Origin of the sequence: Brachybacterium sp. p3-SID957 (assembly GCF_025144775.1) — a bacterium.
In the GTDB taxonomy this organism is placed as follows: Bacteria; Actinomycetota; Actinomycetes; order Actinomycetales; family Dermabacteraceae; genus Brachybacterium; species Brachybacterium epidermidis.
This window is the reverse complement of the sequence record NZ_JALXKT010000033.1, coordinates 1-25,025: the sequence shown is the minus strand read 5'-3', so window position 1 is coordinate 25,025 and position 25,025 is coordinate 1. Positions and strand designations below refer to the sequence as shown.

At 72.0% G+C, this 25,025-nt stretch carries 21 protein-coding genes; all 21 read left to right on the top strand.

What is annotated here, in order from left to right; genetic code table 11:
- Positions 1-3 precede the first annotated feature (3 nt).
- The 21 genes from M3B01_RS08650 to pyk all read left to right on the top strand — a co-directional run bounded on the left by M3B01_RS08650 (position 4) and on the right by pyk (position 25,001).
- The gene (locus tag M3B01_RS08650) at positions 4-501 is read left to right on the top strand and encodes a hypothetical protein (protein WP_259791224.1); all 498 of its coding nucleotides are present in this window, start codon (positions 4-6) and stop codon (positions 499-501) included.
- Positions 498-1,670, top strand: coding sequence for a glutamine-hydrolyzing carbamoyl-phosphate synthase small subunit (carA, locus tag M3B01_RS08645; RefSeq protein ID WP_259791222.1), 1,173 nt, complete (start codon positions 498-500; stop codon positions 1,668-1,670). The genes M3B01_RS08650 and carA overlap by 4 nt, the downstream gene beginning before the upstream one ends.
- A complete protein-coding gene (gene carB, locus M3B01_RS08640) occupies positions 1,670-5,023 on the top strand; it encodes a carbamoyl-phosphate synthase large subunit (RefSeq protein WP_259791220.1) in 3,354 nt (1,117 codons plus the stop codon). The genes carA and carB overlap by 1 nt, the downstream gene beginning before the upstream one ends.
- Positions 5,011-5,901: an orotidine-5'-phosphate decarboxylase gene (gene pyrF / locus M3B01_RS08635; protein ID WP_259791217.1), complete on the top strand. Its 891-nt coding sequence runs from the start codon at positions 5,011-5,013 to the stop codon at positions 5,899-5,901. The genes carB and pyrF overlap by 13 nt, the downstream gene beginning before the upstream one ends.
- A 108-nt stretch (positions 5,902-6,009) precedes the next feature.
- Entirely contained in the window at positions 6,010-6,336 is a 327-nt protein-coding gene (mihF, locus tag M3B01_RS08630; protein ID WP_193866282.1) for an integration host factor, actinobacterial type, read from the top strand.
- The gene (gene gmk / locus M3B01_RS08625) at positions 6,333-6,929 is read left to right on the top strand and encodes a guanylate kinase (protein ID WP_259791211.1); all 597 of its coding nucleotides are present in this window, start codon (positions 6,333-6,335) and stop codon (positions 6,927-6,929) included. The genes mihF and gmk overlap by 4 nt, the downstream gene beginning before the upstream one ends.
- An 80-nt stretch (positions 6,930-7,009) precedes the next feature.
- The gene (rpoZ, locus tag M3B01_RS08620) at positions 7,010-7,372 is read left to right on the top strand and encodes a DNA-directed RNA polymerase subunit omega (RefSeq protein ID WP_259791207.1); all 363 of its coding nucleotides are present in this window, start codon (positions 7,010-7,012) and stop codon (positions 7,370-7,372) included.
- A 22-nt stretch (positions 7,373-7,394) separates the two neighbouring features.
- Complete coding sequence (coaBC, locus tag M3B01_RS08615) at positions 7,395-8,651, top strand: bifunctional phosphopantothenoylcysteine decarboxylase/phosphopantothenate--cysteine ligase CoaBC (protein WP_259791204.1); 1,257 nt, start codon at positions 7,395-7,397, stop codon at positions 8,649-8,651.
- A 5-nt stretch (positions 8,652-8,656) separates the two neighbouring features.
- Positions 8,657-9,862, top strand: coding sequence for a methionine adenosyltransferase (gene metK, locus M3B01_RS08610; RefSeq protein WP_259791202.1), 1,206 nt, complete (start codon positions 8,657-8,659; stop codon positions 9,860-9,862).
- Positions 9,859-10,248 (top strand): phosphoribosyl-AMP cyclohydrolase, encoded by a 390-nt coding sequence (gene hisI / locus M3B01_RS08605; protein WP_259791200.1) that lies wholly within the window; start codon positions 9,859-9,861, stop codon positions 10,246-10,248. Before metK ends, hisI begins: the two co-directional genes overlap by 4 nt.
- The gene (locus M3B01_RS08600) at positions 10,245-11,849 is read left to right on the top strand and encodes an anthranilate synthase component I (RefSeq protein ID WP_259791198.1); all 1,605 of its coding nucleotides are present in this window, start codon (positions 10,245-10,247) and stop codon (positions 11,847-11,849) included. Before hisI ends, M3B01_RS08600 begins: the two co-directional genes overlap by 4 nt.
- On the top strand, positions 11,846-12,478 hold the full coding sequence (locus tag M3B01_RS08595) for a Trp biosynthesis-associated membrane protein (protein ID WP_259791196.1): 633 nt from the start codon (positions 11,846-11,848) through the stop codon (positions 12,476-12,478). The genes M3B01_RS08600 and M3B01_RS08595 overlap by 4 nt, the downstream gene beginning before the upstream one ends.
- 31 nt (positions 12,479-12,509) lie before the next feature.
- Positions 12,510-12,749 (top strand): HGxxPAAW family protein, encoded by a 240-nt coding sequence (locus M3B01_RS08590; RefSeq protein WP_259791193.1) that lies wholly within the window; start codon positions 12,510-12,512, stop codon positions 12,747-12,749.
- The gene (locus M3B01_RS08585) at positions 12,746-13,210 is read left to right on the top strand and encodes a DUF2752 domain-containing protein (protein WP_259791191.1); all 465 of its coding nucleotides are present in this window, start codon (positions 12,746-12,748) and stop codon (positions 13,208-13,210) included. Before M3B01_RS08590 ends, M3B01_RS08585 begins: the two co-directional genes overlap by 4 nt.
- Before the next feature lie 39 nt (positions 13,211-13,249).
- On the top strand, positions 13,250-14,083 hold the full coding sequence (gene trpC / locus M3B01_RS08580) for an indole-3-glycerol phosphate synthase TrpC (protein WP_259791189.1): 834 nt from the start codon (positions 13,250-13,252) through the stop codon (positions 14,081-14,083).
- Positions 14,080-15,477, top strand: a complete 1,398-nt coding sequence (gene trpB, locus M3B01_RS08575; protein WP_259791186.1) for a tryptophan synthase subunit beta — start codon at positions 14,080-14,082, stop codon at positions 15,475-15,477. The genes trpC and trpB overlap by 4 nt, the downstream gene beginning before the upstream one ends.
- Positions 15,474-16,313: a tryptophan synthase subunit alpha gene (gene trpA, locus M3B01_RS08570; RefSeq protein WP_259791184.1), complete on the top strand. Its 840-nt coding sequence runs from the start codon at positions 15,474-15,476 to the stop codon at positions 16,311-16,313. The genes trpB and trpA overlap by 4 nt, the downstream gene beginning before the upstream one ends.
- Entirely contained in the window at positions 16,310-17,284 is a 975-nt protein-coding gene (gene lgt / locus M3B01_RS08565; RefSeq protein WP_228019634.1) for a prolipoprotein diacylglyceryl transferase, read from the top strand. Before trpA ends, lgt begins: the two co-directional genes overlap by 4 nt.
- Before the next feature lie 111 nt (positions 17,285-17,395).
- Positions 17,396-21,949 carry a glutamate synthase large subunit gene (gene gltB / locus M3B01_RS08560; protein ID WP_259791181.1) on the top strand — a complete coding sequence of 1,518 codons (4,554 nt, stop codon included), beginning with the start codon at positions 17,396-17,398 and terminating at the stop codon, positions 21,947-21,949.
- Positions 21,942-23,429, top strand: coding sequence for a glutamate synthase subunit beta (locus M3B01_RS08555; RefSeq protein ID WP_259791179.1), 1,488 nt, complete (start codon positions 21,942-21,944; stop codon positions 23,427-23,429). Before gltB ends, M3B01_RS08555 begins: the two co-directional genes overlap by 8 nt.
- A 99-nt stretch (positions 23,430-23,528) precedes the next feature.
- The gene (gene pyk, locus M3B01_RS08550; protein ID WP_259791177.1) at positions 23,529-25,001 is read left to right on the top strand and encodes a pyruvate kinase; all 1,473 of its coding nucleotides are present in this window, start codon (positions 23,529-23,531) and stop codon (positions 24,999-25,001) included.
- Positions 25,002-25,025: the final 24 nt, after the last annotated feature.

Below are 25,025 nucleotides of genomic sequence, written 5' to 3'. Positions count from 1 at the left end.
CGGATGGATCAGCTCCTACCCGTCCTGATCCTGGCCGCGGTGTTCGCCGGCATCCTGGCGCTGATGTACCTGGGCTGGCGCGGCCGTGGCGTGCGGCAGGCGGCCCTTCCCACCCCCGCCCCCGACGCCCCCGTCGAACAGCTCGACCACGGTGTGGACGCGGGCCCCTTCGACGCCGTGTATGTGAGTACCGTGCTCGCGGACCGTCCCTTCGAGCGCGTGGTCGCCCACGGGCTCGGCACCCGCTCGCGGGCCCGGCTCACCCGCGGCACCGCCGGCACCTGGCGCATCGAGAGGGAGGGCGCCCCCTCCTTCACCATCCCCGGTGATGCGGTGACCGGCGTCGCCGCCGCCCCCGGCATGGCCGGCAAGGTGGTCGGCGGGGACGGGCTGCTGGTGATCCGCTGGCAGCACGGCCCGGACTCCACCGAGCTCGACACGGGCCTGCGACTGGCCCATCGCGCCGACCACGATCTGCTCCTGAGGAAGGACCCGTCATGACCTCCCGCACCGATCCCGCCGTACTGATCCTGGAGGACGGCACGGTGGTGCACGGCACCGCCTACGGCGCCCGCGGCGCCCGCCTGGGCGAAGTGGTGTTCTCCACCGGCATGACCGGGTACCAGGAGACCCTCACCGACCCCTCCTACGCCGGCCAGATCGTGGTGCAGACCACTCCCCACATCGGCAACACCGGCGTCAACACCGCCGACATGGAGTCCCGCCGCGTGTGGGTGCGCGGCTACGCGGTGCGCGAGGCCAGCCGGACGGCCTCCAACTGGCGCAGCGAGCAGTCGCTGGAGGACTTCCTGGCCGCCGAGGACGTGGTGGGCATCGCTGGTATCGACACCCGCATGATCACCCGCATCCTGCGCGAGCAGGGCTCCATGCGGGGCGGCGTGTTCTCCGGCGACGCGCTCACCCGCAGCACCGAGGAGCTGCTGGAGGAGGTGCGCTCGGCGCCCGCCATGGCCGGTGCGGACTTCCTGGCGGAGGTGACCATCGCCCAGCCCGTGGTGCTGGAGCCCGAGGGCGAGGTGATCGGCACCGTGGCCGCCCTGGATCTCGGGATCAAGGGCGCCACTCCCCGCAGCATGCTCGAGCGCGGCTTGCGGGTGCACCTGCTGCCGGCCACCACCACCCTCGAGGAGCTGCTGGCCACCGAGCCGGACGCCCTGTTCTGCTCCAACGGGCCCGGGGACCCGGCCGCCGCGGACCACCAGGTGGAACTGCTGCGGGGCGCCCTCGACGCGGGGCTGCCGTACTTCGGGATCTGCCTGGGCAACCAGCTGCTGGGCCGCGCGCTCGGCTTCGGCACCTACAAGCTGAAGTACGGCCACCGCGGCATCAACCAGCCCGTGCTGGACCGCGCCACCGGGAAGGTCGAGATCACCGCCCACAACCACGGCTTCGCCGTGGACGTGCCGCTGGAGGGCGAGCACACGGCCCCGCACGACGGGGGCCGCTACGGACGGGTCGTGGTCTCCCACGTCGGCCTCAACGACAACGTGGTCGAGGGCATCCGATGCCTCGACATCCCCGCCTACTCCGTCCAGTACCACCCCGAGGCCGCGGCCGGCCCCCACGACGCCGCCTACCTCTTCGATCGTCTTGCCCAGCTGGTGCGTGAGCACCGCGCCGGCTCCGCCGCAGGGAACAAGGAGTCCTGATGCCCCGTCGTACCGATCTCTCCTCTGTCCTGGTGATCGGCTCCGGTCCCATCGTCATCGGGCAGGCCGCCGAGTTCGACTACTCCGGCACCCAGGCCTGCCGGGTGCTGCGCGAGGAGGGCCTGCGGGTCATCCTGGTCAACTCCAACCCGGCCACCATCATGACGGACCCGGACATCGCCGATGCCACCTACATCGAGCCGATCGATCCGGAGGTGATCCGTTCGATCATCGCCGAGGAGCGTCCCGACGCGATCCTGCCCACCCTGGGCGGGCAGACTGCGCTCAACGCCGCGATCGCCCTCCACGAGGCGGGCACGCTCAAGGAGTTCGGTGTCGAGATCATCGGCGCCAGCATCGACGCGATCCAGAAGGCAGAGGACCGGCAGCGCTTCAAGGAGGTCGTGGAGCGCGTGGGCGGCGAATCCGCGCGCTCGGTGATCTGCCACTCCATGGACGAGTGCCTGGCAGCGGCGGAGGAGCTGGGCTACCCGATGGTGGTGCGCCCCAGCTTCACCATGGGCGGCCTGGGATCCGGGATGGCCTACGACGAGGACGACCTGCGCCACATCGCCGGCGCTGGGCTCCACTACTCGCCCACCACCGAGGTGCTGCTGGAGGAGTCCATCCTGGGGTGGAAGGAGTTCGAGCTGGAGCTGATGCGCGACCACCGCGACAACTGCGTGGTGGTGTGCTCCATCGAGAATGTGGACCCCGTCGGCGTGCACACCGGCGACTCGGTCACCGTCGCGCCGGCGCTCACGCTCACCGATGTCGAGCTGCAGCAGCTGCGCGACCTGGGCATCGGCATCATCCGCGAGGTCGGCGTGGACACCGGCGGCTGCAACGTGCAGTTCGCCGTGCACCCCGAGACCGGGCGCACCGTGGTCATCGAGATGAACCCGCGCGTCTCGCGCTCCTCGGCCCTGGCCTCGAAGGCCACCGGGTTCCCGATCGCGAAGATCGCCGCCCGCCTGGCCATCGGCTACAGCCTGGACGAGATCCGCAACGACATCACCGGCACCACCCCGGCCAGCTTCGAACCCACCCTCGACTACGTCGTGGTCAAGGTCCCCCGCTTCGCCTTCGAGAAGTTCCCGGCCGCGGACCCCACCCTGACCACCACCATGAAGAGCGTGGGGGAGGCCATGGCCCTGGGCCGCAGCTTCACCGAGGCGCTCGGCAAGGCCCAGCGCTCCCTGGACGTCCCGGCGTCCCTGCCGGACTTCCGCGGGGAGGCGCCCACCGCCTCCGAGGTCGCCGCCCTGATCGAGCAGGTGCGCACCCCCACCGACACGCGACTGGTGACCATCGCGCGGGTGCTGCGCTCCGCGGCCGAGGGCATCGTGGACCCCGCCGAGACCATCGAGCGCCTGTACGAGGCCACCGCCATCGACCGCTGGTTCCTGGACCAGATGCTGCAGGTCGCCGAGATCGCCACCCGCATCCGCGAGGCCGAGGTGCTGGACGCGCCCCTGATCATGCTGGCCAAGCGCCACGGCCTGGCCGACGACCAGATCGGACAGCTGCGCCACGTCGACGGCGAGGTGATCAAGGGAGTGCGCGAGGCCCTGGGCATCAACCCCGTCTACAAGACGGTCGACACCTGCGCCGCCGAGTTCGCCTCCCGCACCCCGTACCACTACTCCACCTACGACCAGGAGACCGAGGTGGAGCCGCGCGAGCGCTCCGCCGTGCTGATCCTGGGCTCGGGACCCAACCGGATCGGGCAGGGCATCGAGTTCGACTACTCCTGCGTGCATGCCGCCCTCGCCCTGAGCCGCGCGGAGACGGAGGACGGCCTGGGGTACGAGACCGTCATGGTCAACTGCAACCCCGAGACCGTCTCCACCGACTACGACATCGCCGATCGCCTCTACTTCGAGCCCCTCACCTTCGAGGACGTGCTCGAGGTGTACGAGGCCGAGAAGGCCGCGGGACCCGTGGCCGGGGTGATCGTGCAGCTGGGCGGGCAGACCCCGCTGTCCCTGGCGCGGCGCCTGCAGGACGCCGGTCTGCCGATCCTGGGCACCGATCCTGCCGCGATCGACGCCGCCGAGGACCGCGGCGAGTTCGGTGCGGTGCTCGCGCGCGCCGGTCTGCCGGCCCCGCCCTACGGGACGGCCTGGGTGCTGGAGGACGCCCGCGAGGTGGCGGCCTCCGTGGGCTACCCGGTGCTGGTGCGGCCGAGCTACGTGCTGGGCGGGCGCGGCATGGAGATCGTGTACGACGAGGAGGGGCTGGTCGACTACGTGGCCCGGAACCTCCCCGACGGCGGCCGCGCCCAGGCGCCCATCCTCATCGATCGCTTCCTGGACACCGCGGTCGAGATCGACGTGGACGCCCTGTTCGACGGGGAGGAGCTCTACGTCGGCGGGATCATGGAGCACATCGAGGAGGCCGGCATCCACTCGGGCGACTCGGCCTGCACCCTGCCGCCGGTCTCGCTGGGGGAGGAGGTCATCGAGCGCATTCGCACCTCGACCCGCGCGATCGCGGAGGGGGTGGGCGTGCGCGGCCTGCTGAACGTCCAGTACGCACTGTCGCAGGACGTCCTGTACGTGCTGGAGGCGAATCCGCGCGCTTCCCGCACCGTGCCCTTCGTCGCCAAGGCCACCGGAGTGGCGCTGGCCCAGGCCGCCGCGCTGGTCAAGATCGGCCGTTCGATCGCCCAGCTGCGGGAGCAGGGAGTGCTGCCCGCGCAGGGCGACGGCACGGACCTGCCGCTGGACGCACCGATCGCGGTCAAGGAGGCGGTGCTGCCCTTCAAGAGGTTCCGCACCGCTGACGGCCAGGCCGTGGACTCGCTGCTGGGGCCCGAGATGCGCTCCACCGGTGAGGTGATGGGACTGGACAGCACCTTCCCGCTGGCCTTTGCGAAGTCCCAGCTGGCGATCGCCGGGCAGGGGCTGCCCTCCTCGGGTGCGGTGTTCGTCTCCGTTGCCGATCGCGACAAGCGCGGGGTGGTGCTGGCCGTCGCGCGACTGGCGGCGCTCGGATTCGAGGTGCTCACCACCGAGGGCACGGGCCGTACCCTGCGGCGCTCGGGGATCCCCTGCCGCATCCTGCGCAAGGCATCCCAGCCCGGGACGGAGCCCAGCGTGATCGATCTGATCGAGTCCGGGGAGGTCACACTGGTGGCAAACACGCCGTCGGGCACGGATGCCCGTGCCGACGGCTACGCCATCCGGGCCGCTGCCGCCAGCATGGACATCCCGATCATCACCACGGTGCAGGAGTTCCAGGCCGCGGTGCAGGCGATCGAGGCACTGCCCGCGGAGCCCTTCACCGTGACCAGCCTGCAGCAGCACACCGAGCGCCTCGAGGCCACCCGAGCCGGATGCGCGCAGTGAGCGCCCCGGCCTGCTGCGGCCCGACCTTCGGGCGGCGGCTGCAGCGCGCGGTCGCGGAGAGCGGACCGATCGTCGCCGGCATCGACCCGCACGCCGCGCTGCTGCGGGACTGGGGACTCACCGACGATGCCGCGGGACTGCGGGAGTTCTCCCTGCGGACCCTGGACGCGGTGGCCGGGCGGGTCTGCGCCGTCAAGCCGCAGTCCGCGTTCTTCGAACGGCACGGATCCGCAGGCGTGGCGGTGCTCGAAGAGCTGCTCGCCCGGGCCCGCGAGCGCGGTGTGCTCACCGTGCTGGACGTCAAGCGGGGCGACATCGGCTCCACCATGGCGGCCTACGCCCAGGCGCACCTGCAGCCCGGGGCCGTGGCGGAGGCCGATGCGATCACCGTGAGCCCGTACCTGGGGGCCGGCTCCCTGGAACCTGCGGTCGAACTGGCGCGCGAGCACGGCAAGGGTCTGTTCGTCCTCGCCCTCACCTCGAACCCCGGAGCCGAGGCGGTGCAGCACGCACGCACGGCCGAGGGATCCCCGCTGGCCCTGGAGGTGGCACGACACGCTGAGGCGGTCGGGCGCGGGTCCGAGGACGGATGGGGGAGCGTGGGCCTGGTGGTGGGAGCCACCGTCAAAGACTCCTACCGCCGTCTCGGACTCGACCGCGCCGCCCCCACGGTGCCCCTGCTCGCTCCCGGGTTCGGAGCGCAAGGAGCGGGACCTGCGCAGCTGCCGGAGGTGTTCGGACCGGCCGCCGCGCGGGTGCTGGTGTGCCTGTCGCGGGGCCTGCTGGCCGCCGGACCGCGGCCCCAGGAGCTGACGAATCGCGCCAAAGCGCTCAGAAAGATGTACGAAACGGGCAGGATCGACGCGCCCACCTGGTAAGAAGCGTGTCAGGTGTGCGCCCCGACACCATGATGGGGTTACGCTCTACCCACGCCCGGCGCTCTGCCGGATCCGACTGCGAACGCAACAGAACAAGAGGTAAGAACCGTGGCTCTCCCTCCCCTCACCCCCGAGCAGCGGGCGGACGCCCTCAAGAAGGCCGCCGAGGCCCGTCGTGAGCGAGCGGCGATCAAGGCCCGCCTGAAGGACAGCGCCGGCCGTCGCGGCGAAGAGATCTCGAAGGTCCTCAAGGAGGCCGAGTCCAACGAGGTCATCGGCCGCCTGCGCGTCTCCGCCCTGCTGGAGGCCCTCCCGGGCGTCGGCAAGGTCAAGGCGCAGCAGATCATGGAGGAGATCGGCATCTCCCCGTCCCGCAAGATCCGCGGCCTCGGCTCCCACCAGGCGGAGAAGCTCGTCGCGCACTTCTCCGAGTGACCCACGCTCCGGGGGCCGGCCCCCGCGCGGTGCCGGCCCCGGTGACGGTCCTGGCAGGGCCCACCGCGGTGGGCAAGGGAACCGTCTCGGCCGCCATCCGCGCCCGCTATCCCCAGATCTGGCTCTCGGTCTCCGCCACCACCCGGCCTCCGCGGCCCGGCGAGAGGGACGGCGTCCACTACCGGTTCCTGAGCGAGGACGAGTTCACCGAGCTGGTGGAGTCCGGCCAGATGCTGGAATGGGCCGTCGTGCATGGCCGCCACCGCTACGGCACGCCCCGCGGGCCCGTCGAGCAGGCCGTCGCCGAGGGCCGGCCCGTCCTCCTAGAGATCGACCTCGCCGGTGCCCGGCAGATCCGCAAGACCCTGCCGGACTCCCGGTTCGTGTTCCTGGCCCCACCGGACTGGGACACCCTCGTGCAGCGCCTCGTCGGCCGCGGCACCGAGAGCGAGGAGGAACGGGAGCGCCGTCTGGCCACCGCCCGGATCGAGCTCGCCGCCGAGGGGGAGTTCGACGTCACCGTCGTCAACGACACGGTGGACCGCGCCTCCGCCCAGCTGGCGGCCCTGATGGGCGTGGGCGACCTCACCTGACCCCTCCGCACACCTCCTGGCCCCCTCGCGCCCCGGCGCGTATCCTGGAGTGTCGCACCCACCACTACGAAGGGACTTCCGTGGCCGGAACCGTCGCCCATCCCAAAGGCATCACGAACCCGCCGATCGACGGCCTGCTGGAGACCGTCGATTCCAAGTACGCCCTGGTCCTGTACGCCTCTCAGCGTGCCCGCCAGATCAACGCCTACTACTCGCAGCTCTCCGAGGGCCTGCTGGAGTTCGTGGGCCCGCTGGTGGACGTCGACAACCAGGAGAAGTCGCTCTCCATCGCCCTGCGCGAGATCGACGAGGGCCTGCTCACCGTGCGTGAGATCGACGAGGCCGAGGAGGCAGCCGCGCAGGCCGCCCAGGAGGACGGCCCCGCGCCCCTGGTGCTCGGCGACGACGCCCCCGAGGTCCCGCCCTCGGACTTCACCTTCTGATCCTCGCGAATCCCGCGATCCCATGAACAGCCTCGCCGGTGCCCGCGTCCTGGTGGGCGTGGGCGGCGGCATCGCCGCCTACAAGACCGCGCACCTGGTGCGCGGTCTTGTCGGTGAGGGCGCCGATGTCCAGGTCATCCCCACCGCGTCCTCCCTCCAGTTCGTGGGCACCGCGACCTGGGAGGCGCTCAGCCACCACGAGGTGCTCACCAGCGTGTTCGAGCGCGTCGAGGAGGTCGCTCACGTCCGGGTCGGCCAGCAGGCCGACCTGGTGGTGATCGCCCCCGCCACCGCGGACCTGCTCGCTCGCCTGCGCATGGGACGCGGCGACGACCTCCTGACCGCCTCCCTGCTGGTGACCCGGGCACCGGTGGTGGTCGCCCCGGCGATGCACACAGAGATGTGGGAGCACCCCGCCACGGTGGAGAACGTGGCGGTGCTGCGCGAGCGCGGTCTGGTCGTGCTGGAGCCTGCCGTGGGTCGCCTCACCGGACCGGACTCCGGCCCCGGTCGCCTGCCCGAGCCCGCCGCCATCCTGGACGCGGCGCGCGCGGCCATCGCCGCCCCGCGCACCGCCCTGGGTGCCGTGCACCGCGACCTGGAGGGCCGCCGCCTGCTGATCAGCGCCGGCGGCACAAGGGAGGAGCTGGACCCGGTCCGGTTCCTGGCCAACCACTCCTCGGGCCGTCAGGGCTGGGCCCTCGCACACGCCGCCCTGGTGCGCGGTGCGCGCGTCACCCTGGCGGCGGCGAACGTGCAGCTCGAGGACCCGCCGGGCGTCGACCGGCGCGACGTCGTCACCGCCGCCGAGCTCGCCTCGCTGATCGCCGAGCAGCGGGAGCACGTCGATGCCGTGGTGATGGCGGCCGCCGTGGCCGACTTCACCGCCGCGGAGCGCTCCGCCGACAAGATCAAGAAGAGCGAGGACCCCGCCGAGCAGGACGCCCCAGCGATCGCCCTGCGGCGCACCGAGGACATCCTGCGCAGCACGGTCACCTGGCGCGGCGAGGAGCCCCGCCCGGCGATCGTCGGGTTCGCCGCCGAGACCGGAGGCGCAGGGCACAGTGCCCTGGAGCTCGCCGCGCAGAAGGCCCGCCGCAAGGGCGCCGACCTGCTGGTGTTCAACGACGTCACTACCGGCGTGTTCGGATCGGCGGACAACTCCGTGATGATCCTCGACTCCGAGGGCCGGCAGGTCGCCCGCTCCGAGGGCAGCAAGACGCAGGTCGCCCACGCCGTGCTCGATGAGCTCGTGCGTCGGCTCCCGGCCGTACCCTAGAGGCCATGACCTCCAGCGAGCTGCGCACCTTCACGTCCGAATCGGTCACCGAGGGCCACCCCGACAAGATCTGCGACCAGATCTCCGATTCCATCCTCGACGACATGCTGTCCCAGGACCGGGACGCCCGGGTCGCCGTGGAGACCATGGTCACCACGGGCCTGGTGCACGTCGCCGGGGAGGTGCGCACCCGCGGGTACAGCGATGTCGCGCGCATCGTGCGCGACGTGATCCGGGACATCGGCTACGACTCCTCCGAGAAGGGCTTCGACGCCGACTCCTGCGGCATCGAGGTGTCGATCGGCTCCCAGTCCGACGACATCTCCGCCGGCGTGGAGACCTCCTTCGAATCCCGCGGCGGCAGCTCTGAGGAGTACGCCCGGCTCGGTGCCGGGGACCAGGGCCTCATGTTCGGCTACGCGTGCGACGACACCCCCGAGCTGATGCCGCTTCCGATCCACGCCGCCCACACGCTGACCCGCAACCTCTCGCGCGCTCGGCGCGACGGCGTGCTGCCCTATCTGCGCCCGGACGGCAAGACCCAGGTCACCATCGGCTACGACGAGGACGACATCGCCCGCAGCGTGGAGGCCGTGGTGGTCTCCAGCCAGCACGCCGAGGAGATCGACCTCGACACCCAGCTGGCCCCGGCCCTGCGCAAGGTGGTCATCGCTCCCGTGCTCGAGGAGCTGGGTGAGCTCGGCCTGGACGTCTCCGACGTCACCTGCCACATCAACCCCTCGGGTCGCTTCGTGATCGGCGGGCCCAAGGGTGACGCCGGTCTCACGGGCCGCAAGATCATCGTGGACACCTACGGTGGCATGGCCCGCCACGGCGGCGGCGCCTTCTCCGGCAAGGACCCCTCGAAGGTGGATCGCTCCGGTGCCTACGCGATGCGCTGGGTGGCCAAGAACATCGTCGCCGCGGGTCTCGCCAAGCGCTGCGAGGTCCAGGTCGCCTACGCGATCGGGGTGGCCGAGCCGATGGGCCTGTACGTGCAGACCTTCGGCACGGGTGTGCGACCGGACCACCAGATCGCTGCTGCCGTGCGCCGCGTGTTCGACCTGCGCCCGGCGGCCCTGATCGACGCCCTGGACCTGCTGCGCCCCATCTACCGCCTCACCTCGACAGGCGGGCACTTCGGCCGGGAGCTGCCGGAGTTCACCTGGGAGCGCACCGATCGGGCCGGGGAGCTGGAGCAGGCACTGTGACCGGGCCGAGCCCCGCCGGCTCCCTCGATCCCGAGATCGCTGCGCGGCTCACGAGGGATCGGGCCGGTCTGATCACCGCCGTGGTGCAGGACGCCACCGACCACCGCGTGCTGATGGTGGGCTGGATGGACGACGAGGCCCTGCACCGCACTCTGACCACCGGACGGGCCACCTACTGGTCCCGCTCCCGCGGGGAGTACTGGCGCAAGGGCGACACCAGCGGCCACGTCCAGTGGGTGCGCTCGGTCTCCCTCGACTGCGACGGCGACACCCTGCTGGTCCAGGTGGACCAGGTGGGCGCGGCCTGCCACCGCGGCACGCACACCTGCTTCGACGGCAACGACCTGCCCGCCCACGTCCTTCCCCTCTCGGAGCGCACCCCATGAGCACCACCCCCGCATCCGCGCCCGTCCCCGACGCCCAGGCCTATCCCGAGCTGGTGCGTGGCCGGGAGGGCCACCTGCTGGGCCGCATCCAGCCGGACCGCGAGACCTTCCGCTCGCTGGCCGCCCAGCAGCGCATCGTGCCGGTCACCGTGCGCCTGCTGGCCGACGAGGACACCCCTGTCTCCCTCTACCGCCGCCTCACCGCCGGGACGGACGGCCGCGGCACCTTCCTGCTGGAGTCCGCAGGCCAGGCCGCCGCTGCCGAGGACTCCCGGTGGTCGATCATCGGCTCCCGCGCCCGCGCGGTGCTCACCGAGCAGGACGGCACCGCCCGGTGGATCGGGGACGCCCCGGTGGGCCTGGACGTGGGCACCACCCCGGTGGAGGCGCTGCGCGAGGTCGCGGCCGCCTTCCGGGCCGCCCGGGATCCCCAGCTGCCGCCCTTCACCGGGGGCCTGGTGGGATTCGTGGCCTACGATGCCGTGCGCTACTGGGAGAAGCTCGAGGACTCCGCTCCCGACGAGATCGGACTGCCCGACCTCTCCCTGCTGCTCGCCCAGGACGTCGCGGTGCACGATGCCCGCGACAGCACCGTGCTGCTGGTGGCGAACGCGCTGAACCTCAACGGCACCCCCGACGGTGTGGACGCCGCCTACGACGACGCCCTCGAACGACTGGAGGCGATGCGCTCGGCGCTGCGCCGGCCGCTGGACTCCGCCGCCATGGTCTACGAGACCGTCAGCGACATCGAGCCCAAGGCCCGCACCGCACAGCTCGAGTACGAGGCCGCTGTGCGCGAGGCCGTCCAGGACATCATCGACGGCGAGATCTTCCAGGTGGTGCCCTCGCAGCGCTTCTCGTTGCCGGTGGCCGCGCACCCGTTGGACGTGTACCGGGTGCTGCGGCGGATGAACCCCAGCCCCTACATGTACCTGCTGCGCACCACCGACGCCGACGGCGAGCCGATCGATGTGGTCGGCGCGAGCCCGGAGTCCCTGGTGACCGTGCGCGGGGGCACCGCCACCACGCACCCGATCGCCGGCTCGCGGCCCCGCGGTGCGGACCCGGCCGAGGACCAGCACCTGGCCGAGCAGCTGCTGGCCGACCCCAAGGAGCGCTCCGAGCATCTGATGCTGGTAGACCTGGCCCGCAACGACCTGCAGAAGTTCTGCGACCCGGGCTCGGTGGTGGTGCGGAACTTCATGCACATCCAGCGCTACTCCCACATCCAGCACATCGTTTCCACCGTCACCGGCCGCATCCGCGAGGGTGCCACCGCCTATGACGCCCTGCGCGCCACCTTCCCGGCGGGCACGCTCTCCGGAGCGCCCAAGCCCTCCGCGCTGCGGATCATCGACCGGCTCGAACCGGTGCGGCGCGGCATCTACGGCGGCACCGTCGGGTACATCGACTTCGCGGGCGACATGGACATGGCGATCGCGATCCGCACCGCCGTGCTCAAGGACGGCACCGCCCACGTGCAGTCCGGCGGGGGAGTGGTCGCCGACTCCGACCCCACCATGGAGCACCGCGAGAGCCAGTCCAAGGCCGCCGCCGCACTGCGCGCGGTGGCCTCCGCCGAGACCCTGCGGCCCGCATGAGCGGCGCCCCCGGCAGGACCCGTCTGACCCGACCCCTGGTGGTGCTGGTCGGGCTGGCCGCCTCCCTCGCACTGGCCGGCACCACGGCCCTGGAATGGATCCGCGCCACCGCCCCGGACCTCACCGGCACCGTGATCGACGTGTCGGTGACCGGTCAGGAAGCAGCGCCCGGCGTGCTCGCCCTGGCCCTGGCGGGCGCTGCGGCCTCCGTGGCCAGCGCGCTCTCCTCGCGCTGGCTGCGCTGGGTGACCGGGTCGGTGCTGCTGGCCGCCGGGGCCGGGGCCGCCGTGCTGGCGCTCGGCACCTCCCTGGACCCGGAGGCCGCATCCAGGGCCGGGGTCGCCCGGGCCACCGGGGTGCTCGGCGGGGAGGTCCACGCCACCGCAGGCAGCTGGCCGCTGCTGGCGCTGGTGCCGGCCGTGCTGGTGGCCGCGGCCGGGGTTGCCGTGCTGACGGTGGGAGGTCGCTGGAGCAGCGGCAGCCGGTACCGCAGCGCGGCGGTAAAGGCACCGACCGGTCCTGCGGCACTGCCGCAAGAGGATCCGGCCGCCGCTTGGGACGCGCTCACCCGTGGCGAGGACCCCACCGCGGACGACGACGAGCCTTCGCGCCCCGACGTGGCAGAATGAGACCGACCCTGCCCTGACCCGGAGAAGGACCATGCCGAAGACTTACGCCGTGCCGCCGCCCCCGCCCCACAACGAGGGCAAGACCGTGGCCGCCTGGACCCTCAACATGGGGGTCGTCCTGGGCGCCGTCCTGGTGGCCTTCGGGATGGTGCGGAGCCAGCCCACGCTCTGGATCGCCGGTATCGCGGTGATCCTCCTGGCGATCGTCGCGGGAGTCGGCCTGTCCTTCGTCGGGCTGGGCCAGAAGTCCACCAAGACCGAGGACCGGTGACCACCGCGGTGCGGACCGACCGCCCCCGGAGGGGGCCCGTCGGTGCCGCCCGCGGACCGCGCCGTGCCGTGCTGCCCGCGGCTCTCGTCCTGGGCGGCATCGGCACCGCACTGATCGTGCAGATGGTCTTCGACCCTTTCCGCACCGACATCCCCCTGTGCGTGGTGTACCACCTCACTGGCCTGCACTGCCCCGGTTGCGGTGCGATCCGCTCCGTGCACGCCCTGCTGGACGGGGACCTGGCCTTCGCCCTGCGCAACAACGCGCTGATCATCGGGGCTCTGCCCCTGCTCGCCCTCGTGCTGGTCCGATGGGCGCTGCGACGGATGCGGGGGCTGTCCACACCGGGGCCCTCCACGTGGATGCTCGTCACCTGCGTGGCGCTGGCAGTCCTCTTCGCGGTGGCGCGCAACCTGCCGGCGTTCTGGTTCCTGGCCCCCGTCTCGTTCGTCGGCGCCTGAGCCCGCCCGGCCCGCCCCCGATCCCTGAGGAGCCTCTCCGTGACCCGTACCGGAACCGTTCTCGACGACATCATCGTGGGAGTCCGCGAGGACCTCGAGCAGCGCCGCCGCACCGTCGGCAGCGCCGAGCTCGAGAGCCTCGTGTGCGAGAGGGGGCCGGCGCTGGATGCCGCTGCGTCGCTGCGGGGCGACGGCTCCACCCTGGGCCTGATCGCCGAGGTGAAGAGGGCCAGCCCGTCGAAGGGCGCGCTCGCCAGCATTCCCGCCCCGGCGGAGCTCGCCGCGATCTACGAGGCCGGTGGTGCCGGGGCGATCAGTGTGCTCACCGAGCAGCGCCGCTTCCACGGCTCCCTCGCGGATCTCGACGCCGTGCGCGCCCGGGTGGACGTGCCACTGCTGCGCAAGGACTTCGTGGTCGACCCGTACCAGATCCTCGAGGCCCGAGCCCATGGGGCGGACCTGATCCTGCTGATCGTCGCTGCCCTGGACGACGCCCAGCTGCGCGACCTGAACGCCCTGACCGCCGAGCTGGGGATGCAGGCCCTGGTCGAGACGCACACCGCAGCCGAGCTGGACCGTGCGCTCGCGATCGATCCCGCCATCGTCGGGGTCAATGCACGCGATCTGAAGACCCTCGACGTGGACCTCGCGCGCGCCGCCGCCCTGCTCGGGCAGATTCCCCCGCAGATCCTGGCGATCGGCGAGTCCGCCGTGGCCGACGTGGCGGACGTCGAGGCCTACGCCCGCGCCGGAGCCGATGCCGTGCTGGTGGGCGAGGCCCTGGTGACCTCGGGCGACACCCTCTCCACCGTCCAGACCTTCCGCGACGTCGCACGCCGCGGCCGCCCCGCCCCCGAAGGAGGCACCCAGTGACCGTGCCCGACCTGTCCCGCCCCAGCGGTGACCTGCGCTCCCAGACCGGCCCCTACTTCGGCAGCTTCGGAGGGCGGTTCCTGCCCGAGGCCCTGGTTCCTGCTCTGGACGAGCTGTCCGAGGTGTACGAGAAGGCAGCCGTGGACCCGGAGTTCATCGCAGAGCTGCAGCGTCTGGCCGAGGAGTACACCGGCCGGCCGTCCCTGCTCAGCGAGGCCCCCCGCTTCTCGAAGCTCGCCGGGGGCGCGCGCATCCTGCTCAAGCGCGAGGACCTCAACCACACCGGCTCCCACAAGATCAACAACGTCCTGGGTCAGGCACTGCTCACCGTGCGCATGGGCAAGAAGCGAGTGATCGCGGAGACCGGCGCCGGCCAGCACGGCGTGGCCACCGCCACCGCCGCCGCCCTGTTCGGACTGGAGTGCACGATCTACATGGGGGAGGAGGACACCCGCCGGCAGGCGCTCAACGTTGCCCGCATGCGCCTGCTCGGTGCCGAGGTGGTCCCCGTCGCCCATGGGTCGCGCACCCTCAAGGACGCCATCAACGAGGCCTTCCGCGACTGGGTCACCAACGTGGAGTCCTCCAACTACATCTTCGGCACCGTCGCGGGCCCCCACCCGTTCCCCACCCTGGTGCGGGACCTGCAGCGCATCATCGGCGAGGAGGCGCGCGCCCAGGTGCTCGACCGCACCGGTCGGCTCCCCGACGCGGTGGTGGCCTGCGTGGGCGGCGGCTCCAACGCGATGGGCATCTTCCACGCCTTCCTCGACGACACCGAGGAGGGCGGCACCGTGCGGCTGATCGGCTGCGAGGCCGCCGGCGACGGTGCGGACACGCCCCGGCACGCCGCCACCGTGAACCGCGGCACCCCCGGCGTGCTCCACGGCGCCCGCTCGTTCGTGCTGCAGGACGAGGACGGCCAGACCATCGAGTCGCACTCGATCTCCGCCGGCCTCGACTACCCGGGCATCGGCCCCGAGCATGCGTGGCTGGCCGAGATCGGCCGCGCCGAGTACGTGCCCATCAGCGACGCCGAGGCCATGGACGCCTTCGCGCTGCTGTCGATGACAGAGGGGATCATGCCCGCGATCGAGTCCGCCCATGCCCTGGCCGGGGCCCTCCGCCTCGGCAAGGAGCTGGGGGAGGGGGCCGTGATCCTGGTGAACGTCTCCGGGCGCGGCGACAAGGACGTCCACACCGCCTCGGAGTGGTTCGGGCTGCTCGACGGCGATCCCGCCGATGGCAGCGACGACGGCACGGAGCCGGCAGGCGCCGACGCCACCGGCACCGACGGGGCCCCCCGCCACGGCCGGGCCGACCTCGCGCCGCTGCTGGAGCTGGCGCGCACCACGATGGACGCCGCGACCGCGGGCACCGAGGAGGACGCATGAGCGAGCGACTGCGAGCAGCACAGGTCCTGGACCGCACCCGCGCCGAGGACCGCGCCGCCCTGATCGGCTACCTCCCGGTGGGGTACCCCGACCTGGCCGGCTCGATCGACGCCGCCCGCACCCTGATCGACCACGGTGCCGACATGATCGAACTGGGCCTGCCCTACTCCGACCCGGTCATGGACGGGCCCGTGATCCAGCGCGCCGCCACCTCCGCCCTCGCCGGCGGCATCCGCAACCGCGACGTGATCACGGCGGTGGAGCAGCTCTCCGGCCGCGGAGCGGCCATCCTGGTGATGAGCTACTGGAACCCGGTCCTGGCCTACGGCGTGGACCCCTTCGCGCGCGACCTCGCCGCCGCCGGTGGGGCGGGCCTGATCACCCCCGACCTGATCCCCGACGAGGCCGGCGAATGGCTGGAGGCCTCCGAGGCCCACGGGCTGGACAGGGTGTTCCTGGTGGCGCCCAGCTCCCCGCCGGACCGCCTCCAGCACGTGGTCGCGCACACCACCGGCTTCGTCTACGCGGCCAGCACCATGGGGGTCACCGGCACCCGTGCCTCCGTCTCCGCCGCCACCGAGGGCCTGGTCGAGCGCACCCGCGCGGCCGGTGCCGCGAACGTGTGCGTCGGCCTCGGGGTCTCCACCGGCGCCCAGGCCGCAGAGGTGGGCGCCTACGCCGACGGCGTGATCGTGGGCTCCGCCTTCGTGCGCACCCTGCTGCAGGCCCAGGACGAGGGCTGCGGCGGGGACCTCCGTGCCCTGGCGGACGTCGCCGACGACCTCCGTTCCGGCGTCGAACGCGCGCGTCGCGCCCCCGGCGGTGCGCGCGCATGACCCTCGCCCTGATCCCCAGCCCCCCGGTCTCCGCCTTCTCGCTGGGACCATTGACGCTGCACCTGTACGCGGTGTGCATCCTGGCCGGGATCGCGGTGGCCCAGTGGTGGGCCACCAAGCGCTGGGAGAAGCGCGGCGGCTCCGGCGACGATCTGTTCGACATCGTGTTCGTCGCCGTGTTCGCGGGGATCATCGGCGCCCGCGTCTGGCACGTGCTGACCTCCCCCGCCCCCTTCTTCGGTCCCGGGGGTGACCCGGTCTCCGCCCTGTACATCTGGCAGGGCGGACTGGCGATCTACGGCGCCGTCGCGGGCGGGGCGCTGGCCGTGTACGTCATGTCCCGCATCAAGGGCGTCTCCTTCGCCGCCCTGGCGGACACCATCGCCCCGACCCTGATGGCCGCCCAGGCCATCGGGAGGCTGGGCAACTGGTTCAACCAGGAGCTGTACGGCCCGCCCACGGACCTGCCCTGGGGATGGGACGTCACCTGCCTGACCAACGGCACCCGCATCGGCGGCTGCGAGCCCGGCACCTACCACCCCACCTTCCTGTACGAGCAGCTGTGGCTGCTGGCCGGGATGGCTGTGCTGCTGTTCCTGTCCTATCGCTTCCAGCTCGCCGGCGGTCGCGTGTTCTGGGCCTACGTGGCGATCTACTCCACGGGCCGCGCCTGGATCGACTCGATCCGCAGTGAGCCCGTGCTGATGGTGGGCCCCCTGCGCATCCACACCCTGGTGGCGATCGTGATGGCCGTGGTGGCGATCGCCGTGTTCGTGCACCTCACCAGGCGCAGGCATCAGCGCGGGGGTGAGGTGGTCTCGGCGGACGGCTCCTACGACTGGCCGGATCCCGCCGTCGCCGGTGCAGGCCACCGCCGCGGGGGCACCGCATCGGGACCGGCTCCGGGAACGAGCACCGAGCAGGCCGGCGAGGGCGGCGAGCAGCCGGAGCCGACGCCCCGGCGGCGATGATCGCCGTGACCTTCCTGTGACACGGGTGTCCGCATTCCGGAAGCCTGTGCGCGCTTCGATGGCCCGCGCGCATATCCTCTCCCGGTTCCCCACACCCCAGGAGGGATGCGCATGCGACCACTGTCCGCCCGCTTCTCGGCGGTCCCTCCGGCACAGGGGCTGTACCGTCCCCAGGACGAGAAGGACGCCTGCGGCGCCGCCCTGGTCGCCACCCTGCGCGGCACCGCCGGGCACGACATCGTCGCCCTGGCGCTGACCGCACTGGAGAACCTGGACCACCGCGGGGCGGTCGGTGCCGAGGAGACCACGGGTGACGGGGCCGGCATCCTCACCCTGATGCCCGACCGCTTCCTGCGGGCGGTGCTGGACGTCGAGCTGCCCGCTGCCGGGGCCTACGCGGCTGGCTGCCTGTACCTCTCCCGCGATCAGGGCGAGCGCGAGGCCCAGCTGCGGTCCGTGGAGCAGATCGCAGCATCCGAGGGGCTCACGGTGCTGGCCCGCCGTGAGGTCCCCGTCGTCACCGGGCTGGTGGGGCCCTCGGCGGAGCGCACCCGCCCTCACATCGAGCAGCTGATCCTGGTGGATGCGGAGGCCCGCCGCAGCGGACTGGCGCTCGAGCGGGCCGCCTTCGCGGTGCGCCGCCGCGTGGAGCACGGGACCGAGGCCTACTTCCCCTCGCTGTCCACCCGCACCATGGTCTACAAGGGGATGCTCACCACCGCCCAGCTGGAGGCGTTCTACCCGGACCTGGGCGACGACCGGTTCGAGAGCGAGCTGGCGATCGTCCACTCCCGCTTCTCCACCAACACCTTCCCGTCCTGGCCGCTGGCCCAGCCGTTCCGGATGCTCGCCCACAACGGCGAGATCAACACCGTGGTGGGCAACCGCAACCGCCTGCGGGCCGCGGAGGGACGCATGGCCACCGACGCCTTCGGCGAGGACTTCGAGCGCCTGCTCCCGGTGAACACGCCCGGGGCCTCCGACTCCGCCAGCCTCGACGAGGCCCTCGAGCTGCTCCAGCTGTCCGGCCGCTCCCTGCCTCACGCCCTGATGATGCTGGTCCCGCAGCCGTGGGAGAACGACCCGGCCATGGACGCGGACCTGCGCGCCTTCTACGAGTACCACGCCTGCCTCCAGGAGCCGTGGGACGGCCCCGCCGCGCTGCTGGCCACCGACGGCACCCTGGCCTGCGCCACCCTGGACCGCAACGGGCTGCGACCGCTGCGCTGGTGGCTCGGCGAGGACGGCCTGGTGGTGCTGGGCTCCGAGGCGGGGATGATCCCGATGGAGCCCGAGCAGGTGGCCGCCCGCGGCCGTGTGGCGCCCGGTGACATGTTCTGCCTGGACCTGGTGCAGCGACGCATCGTCCCGGCCCAGGAGGTGCGCGAGTCCGTCGTGGGCCAGCAGCCGTGGGGACGCTGGCTGTCCGAGCAGAAGGTCCACGTGGACCAGCTGCCCCAGCGGGAGCACGTCGCGCACTCCCCGGCCTCCGTCACCCGCAGGCAGCAGACCTTCGGCTACACCGAGGAGGAGCTGCGGATCCTGATCGCGCCGATGGCCGCCAAGGGTGTGGAGCCGATCGGCGCCATGGGCACCGACACCCCGATCGCGGTGCTCTCGGATCGCCCTCGCCTGCTGTTCGACTACTTCACGCAGCAGTTCGCCCAGGTCACCAACCCTCCGCTGGACTCGATCCGGGAGGAGATCGTCACCAGCCTGCGGGTGAGCATCGGGGAGTCCCGCAACCTGCTGGACGCCACCCCGGCCCACGCCCGGCAGCTCGCCCTGGACTTCCCGATCATCGACAACGACCAGCTGGCCCGCATCCTCGCCGTCTCGGCCTCGCCCCGCACCGCGGACCTGCACGCGGTGCGGCTCAAGGGCCTGTACCCGGTGGACGAGGGAGCGGAGGGACTGGAGCGGCGCCTGGCCGAGATCTGCCAGGAGGCAACGGACGCGATCGACGAGGGCGCCACCTTCCTGGTGCTGTCCGACCGCGACTCCAACGCCCGCCTCGCACCCATCCCGAGCCTGCTGCTCACCAGCGCCGTCCAGCACCACCTGATCCGCACCGGGCGACGCACCCGGGCCGCGCTGCTGGTCGAGGCGGGGGACGTGCGCGAGGTGCACCACGCCGCCCTGCTGATCGGGTACGGGGCCAGCGCCGTGAACCCGTACCTGGCGATGGAGACCGCCGAGGACCTGGTGCGGCGCGACGTCGTCGGCGGGGTCAGCGGACCCGAGGCCGTCGCCAACCTGATCACGGCCCTCGGCAAGGGCGTGCTGAAGATCATGTCCAAGATGGGCATCTCCACGGTGGCCTCCTACCGCGGGGCCCAGCTGTTCGAGGCCGTGGGGCTGTCCGCCCGGCTCGTGGAGGAGTACTTCCCCGGCACCACCAGCCGCATCGACGGCATAGGCCTGGACGTCATCGCCGAGGAGAACGCCGCCCGGCACCGCCGAGCGCACCCCGAGGAGGGCACCCGCCCTCCGCACCGCCGCCTCGAGGTGGGAGGGGAGTACCAGTGGCGGCGGGAGGGGGAGCCGCACCTTTTCACTCCGGAGACGGTCTTCCGCCTCCAGCACTCCACGCGCACCCGGCAGTACGAGGAGTTCCGCCGCTACACCGACCTGGTGGACGACCGCTCCGAGCACCTGATGACGCTGCGCGGGCTGCTGCGCCTGCGCACCGACGCCGTCTCGGCGGTGCCCCTGGACGAGGTGGAGCCCGTCCACTCGATCGTGCGGCGCTTCATGACCGGGGCCATGAGCTACGGGTCCATCTCCCAGGAGGCCCACGAGACCCTGGCCGTGGCGATGAACCGCTTGGGCGGCATGTCCAACTCCGGGGAGGGCGGGGAGGATCCCGAACGCCTCCACGACCCCGAGCGCTCCAGCGCCATCAAGCAGATCGCCTCCGGGCGCTTCGGCGTGACCAGCGAGTACCTCACCTTCGCGCGCGACATCCAGATCAAGATGGCCCAGGGCGCCAAGCCCGGTGAGGGCGGCCAGCTGCCCGGCCCCAAGGTGTATCCGTGGATCGCCCGTACCCGACACTCCACGCCCGGCATCGGCCTCATCTCCCCGCCGCCGCACCACGACATCTACTCGATCGAGGACCTGGCCCAGCTGATCCACGACGCCAAGTGCGCGAACCCCGCTGCCCGCATCCACGTCAAGCTGGTCTCCCGCTTCGGGGTGGGGACCGTCGCCACCGGGGTCTCCAAGGCCCACGCCGACGTGGTGCTGATCTCCGGGCATGACGGAGGCACCGGCGCCAGCCCGCTGAACTCCCTCAAGCACGCCGGCACCCCCTGGGAGCTGGGCCTGGCCGAGGCGCAGCAGACCCTACTGCTGAACGGCCTGCGCGACCGCATCACCGTGCAGGTGGACGGCCAGATGAAGACGGGCCGCGACGTGGTCGTGGCAGCGCTGCTGGGTGCGGAGGAGTTCGGCTTCGCCACCGCCCCGCTGGTGGTCTCCGGCTGCATCATGATGCGGGTGTGCCACCTTGACACCTGTCCCGTGGGCGTGGCCACGCAGAACCCGGAGCTGCGGGAGCGGTACACCGGCACCCCGGAGTTCGTGATCACCTTCTTCGAGTTCATCGCCGAGCAGGTGCGCGAGCACCTGGCGTCCCTGGGACTGCGCTCGATCGACGAGGCCGTGGGACGCATCGACCTGCTGGACGTGGACGACGCCCTGCGCCACTACAAGCAGCAGGGCCTCGACCTCTCGCCCGTGCTGGCGGCCCCGCGGATCCACGAGGGCGACCACGTGCGCCGACGCCGCGCCCAGCAGCACGGACTGGAGACCGCTGCCGACCGTCCCTGGATCCAGCAGGCCGCTCCGGCCCTGGACCGGGGGGAGCCCGTCGTCATCCGCGACACCGTCCGCAACACGCAGCGCACCGTCGGCACCCTGCTGGGCCATGAGGTGACCCGGCGGTACCGGGGTGCCGGTCTGCCCGACGACACCATCCGGCTCGAGCTGGAGGGAACCGGAGGTCAGTCCTTCGGGGCGTTCCTGCCGGCGGGCGTGAGCATCGAGCTGCGCGGGGACGCCAACGACTACGTCGGCAAGGGGCTCTCAGGCGGCGTGATCGCCGTGGGACTCGGCCCGGATGCCTCGCCGGGACCCATGACCATCGCGGGCAACACCTGCGCCTACGGCGCCACCAGCGGCCGGATGTTCCTGGCCGGTGAGGCGGGGGAGAGGTTCGGGGTGCGCAACTCCGGTGCCACCCTGGTGGTGGAGGGCATCGGCGACCACGGCTGCGAGTACATGACCGGCGGCGCGGTGCTGGTGCTGGGCGCCACCGGGCGCAACCTCGGTGCCGGGATGAGCGGCGGCACCCTGTTCGTCCTGGACCTCGACCCCGCCCGCCTGAATCCGGCCGACGCCGCGACCTTCGAGATCACGCCGCTGCGCGAGGAGCACCGCGGCTTCGTGCTGGAGGCCCTGCGCGAGCACGCACGCCGCACCGGATCCGTGCTGGCAGCGGACCTGCTGGAGGCCCCGGAGGAGACGCTCGCCCGGATCACGCAGATCGCGCCGCGCGAGTTCCTCCGGGTGACCGCGCTGCGCGACCGCGCGGTCGAGGACGGCATCGACCCCGACTCCCACGAGGTGTGGAACACGATCCTGGAGGGCTCCCATGGCTGATCCGCGCGGCTTCCTCAAGCACCGCGACCGCGAACTGCCCCCGCGCCGGCCCGTGCCGGTGCGGCTGATGGACTGGCGCGAGGTCTACGAGATCCGGGAGAAGGAGGGGCCTGAGGGCCTGAGCCGGGTCTCCCGGCAGGCCGGCCGCTGCATGGACTGCGGCATCCCCTTCTGCCACCAGGGCTGCCCTCTGGGCAACCTGATCCCGGAGTGGAACGAGCTGGTGTACCGGGACGACTGGCGCGAGGCCGCCGAGCGCCTCCACGCCACCAACAACTTCCCCGAGTTCACCGGGCGCGCCTGCCCTGCCCCCTGCGAGTCCAGCTGCGTGCTCGGCATCAACCAGCCCCCGGTGACGATCAAGAACATCGAGGTCTCCATCATCGACCGGGCCTTCGAGGAGGGATGGGTGCAGCCCGTGGAGCCCACCCGCCAGACGGGCCGCAGCGTCGCCGTGGTGGGCTCCGGGCCCGCGGGCCTGGCCGCCGCGCAGCAGCTCACCCGCGCCGGGCACACCGTGGTGGTGCTGGAGAAGGACGACCGCATCGGCGGACTGCTCCGCTACGGCATCCCCGAGTTCAAGCTCGAGAAGCGCCACGTGGATCGGCGGCTTCAGCAAATGCGTGCCGAGGGGACCCGCTTCCGCACCGGTGTCGAGGTGGGGGGAGACGGCCCGGACGCTCTGTCCGTGCAGGAGCTGCGCTCCCGCTTCGACGCGGTGGTGCTCGCGATCGGTGCCCAGACCCCCCGGGACCTCCCGGTCGAGGGTCGTGAGGCCACCGGCATCCACCCGGCCATGGAGTACCTCTCCCAGGCCAATCGGGCCGTGGAGGGCGACTGGGTGGCCGACCCGATCTCCGCCGAGGGCAAGGACGTGGTGATCATCGGCGGTGGCGACACCGGTGCGGACTGCCTGGGCACCGCGCTGCGCCAGGGTGCCCGTTCCGTGACCACCCTGGCGATCGGCCAGCAGCCCCCGGCCGAGCGCGATGCCGGGCACCCCTGGCCCACCCACCCCCTGCTGTTCGAGGTCAGCAGCGCCCACGAGGAGGGCGGGGACCGATCGTTCCTGGCCTCGACCACCGGGTTCGTGGCCGATGCCGAGGGAGCGGTGCGGGGGATCCGGGTGGCTCGCACCCGCATCCAGGACGGCCGCCGGGTGCCCACCCCGGGCACCGAGCACGAGCTGCCGGCCCAGCTGGTGCTGATCGCGATGGGCTTCACCGGCCCCGGCGGCGAGGCGCTGACCGAGGCGCTCGGGGTGACCCGGCACCGCCGCGGCACCATCGAGCACGCCGCGACCTGGGAGACCAGTGCGCCCGGCGTGTTCACCGCGGGAGACTGCGCCCGCGGGCAGAGCCTCATCGTGTGGGCCATCGCGGAGGGACGCGCGGCCGCCGCCGCGGTCGATGCGCACCTGATGGGCAGCAGTGCGCTCCCGGTCCCGGTACATCCGTCGGCCTCGCCCATTACACTGTGAACGGATCCCGGTGATGCGACCCCCTGTTCTCAGGAGCACCTACGGGCGTTCCCGAGCCCCAGGGCGCGCACCCGTACACGCTTCTACAGATGGGTTGACATGCGTAAAGCCAAGATCGTCTGCACACTTGGTCCGGCGACCAACACCTACGAGCAGATCCGGACGCTGATCGAGGCGGGGATGAACGTCGCCCGGATGAACCTCAGCCACGGTACCTACGACGATCACGAGCAGGTCTACGCGAACATCCGTCGCGCCGCCAAGGACCTCGACAGCAACGTGGCCGTGCTGGTGGACCTGCAGGGCCCCAAGATCCGCCTGGGCAAGTTCGAGAACGGCCCCCACCAGCTCGAGGTGGGAGAGACCTTCGTGATCACCACGGAGGACATCGTCGGCACGAAGGAGCGCGTCTCCACCACCTTCAAGGGCCTGCCCGGCGACTGCCGCCCCGGCGACGTGCTGCTGATCGACGACGGCAAGGTCACCGTCCGCGTCACGGACGTCTCCGACACCGACGTCACCACCGTCGTGGAGGTCCCCGGCCCGGTCTCCAACAACAAGGGCATCAACCTGCCCGGCGTCGCCGTGTCCGTCCCCGCCATGAGCGAGAAGGACATCGCCGACCTGCGCTGGGGCCTCAGCCTGGGCGCCGACATGATCGCCCTGTCCTTCGTGCGCGATGCCCACGACATGGACGACGTGCTGCGCATCATGCAGGAGGAGGGACGCCGCGTCCCCGTCATCGCCAAGATCGAGAAGCCGCAGGCGGTGCGGGCGCTGCGCTCCATCGTCGGTGCCTTCGACGGCATCATGGTGGCCCGCGGCGACCTCGGCGTGGAGCTGCCGCTCGAGCAGGTGCCGCTGGTGCAGAAGCGCGCCATCGAGCTGGCCCGCCGCAACGCCAAGCCCGTGATCGTCGCCACCCAGGTGCTGGAGTCGATGATCACCAATCCGCGGCCCACCCGCGCGGAGGCCTCGGACTGCGCCAACGCGATCCTCGACGGGGCCGACGCCGTCATGCTCTCCGGTGAGACCAGCGTGGGCGCCTACCCGTTCGAGGCCGTTCGGACCATGGCCCGCATCATCACCAACACCGAGCAGAACGGCGCCGACCGCATCATGCCGCTGGGCACCATCCCGCACACGCGCGGCGGTGCCATCACCCGCGCTGCCGCGGAGATCGGCGATCAGCTCTCCGCCCAGTACCTGGTGACCTTCACCGAGTCCGGGGACACCGCCCGCCGTCTGGCGCGCCTGCGTCCCACGATCCCTCTGCTGGCCATGACGCCCTACGAGGAGGTCGCCCATCAGCTCGCCCTGACCTGGGGCGTCGAGGCGCACCTGGTGCCCATGCAGAAGGACACCGACGCCATGGTGGGCGTGGTCGACGAGCTGCTGCGCGAGCAGAAGGGCCTGCAGAACAACGACCTGGTGGTGGTGGCCGCCGGTTCGCCCCCCGGCGTGCACGGCTCCACCAACTCGCTGCGCGTGCACCGCATCGGTGACCTCTCCGGCAGTGAGTCCGCCCGCATCGAGGCGGATCGCATCGCCGCCGGGCCCGAGCAGGCCTGAGACGAGGACGACGGCGGGGGCGCC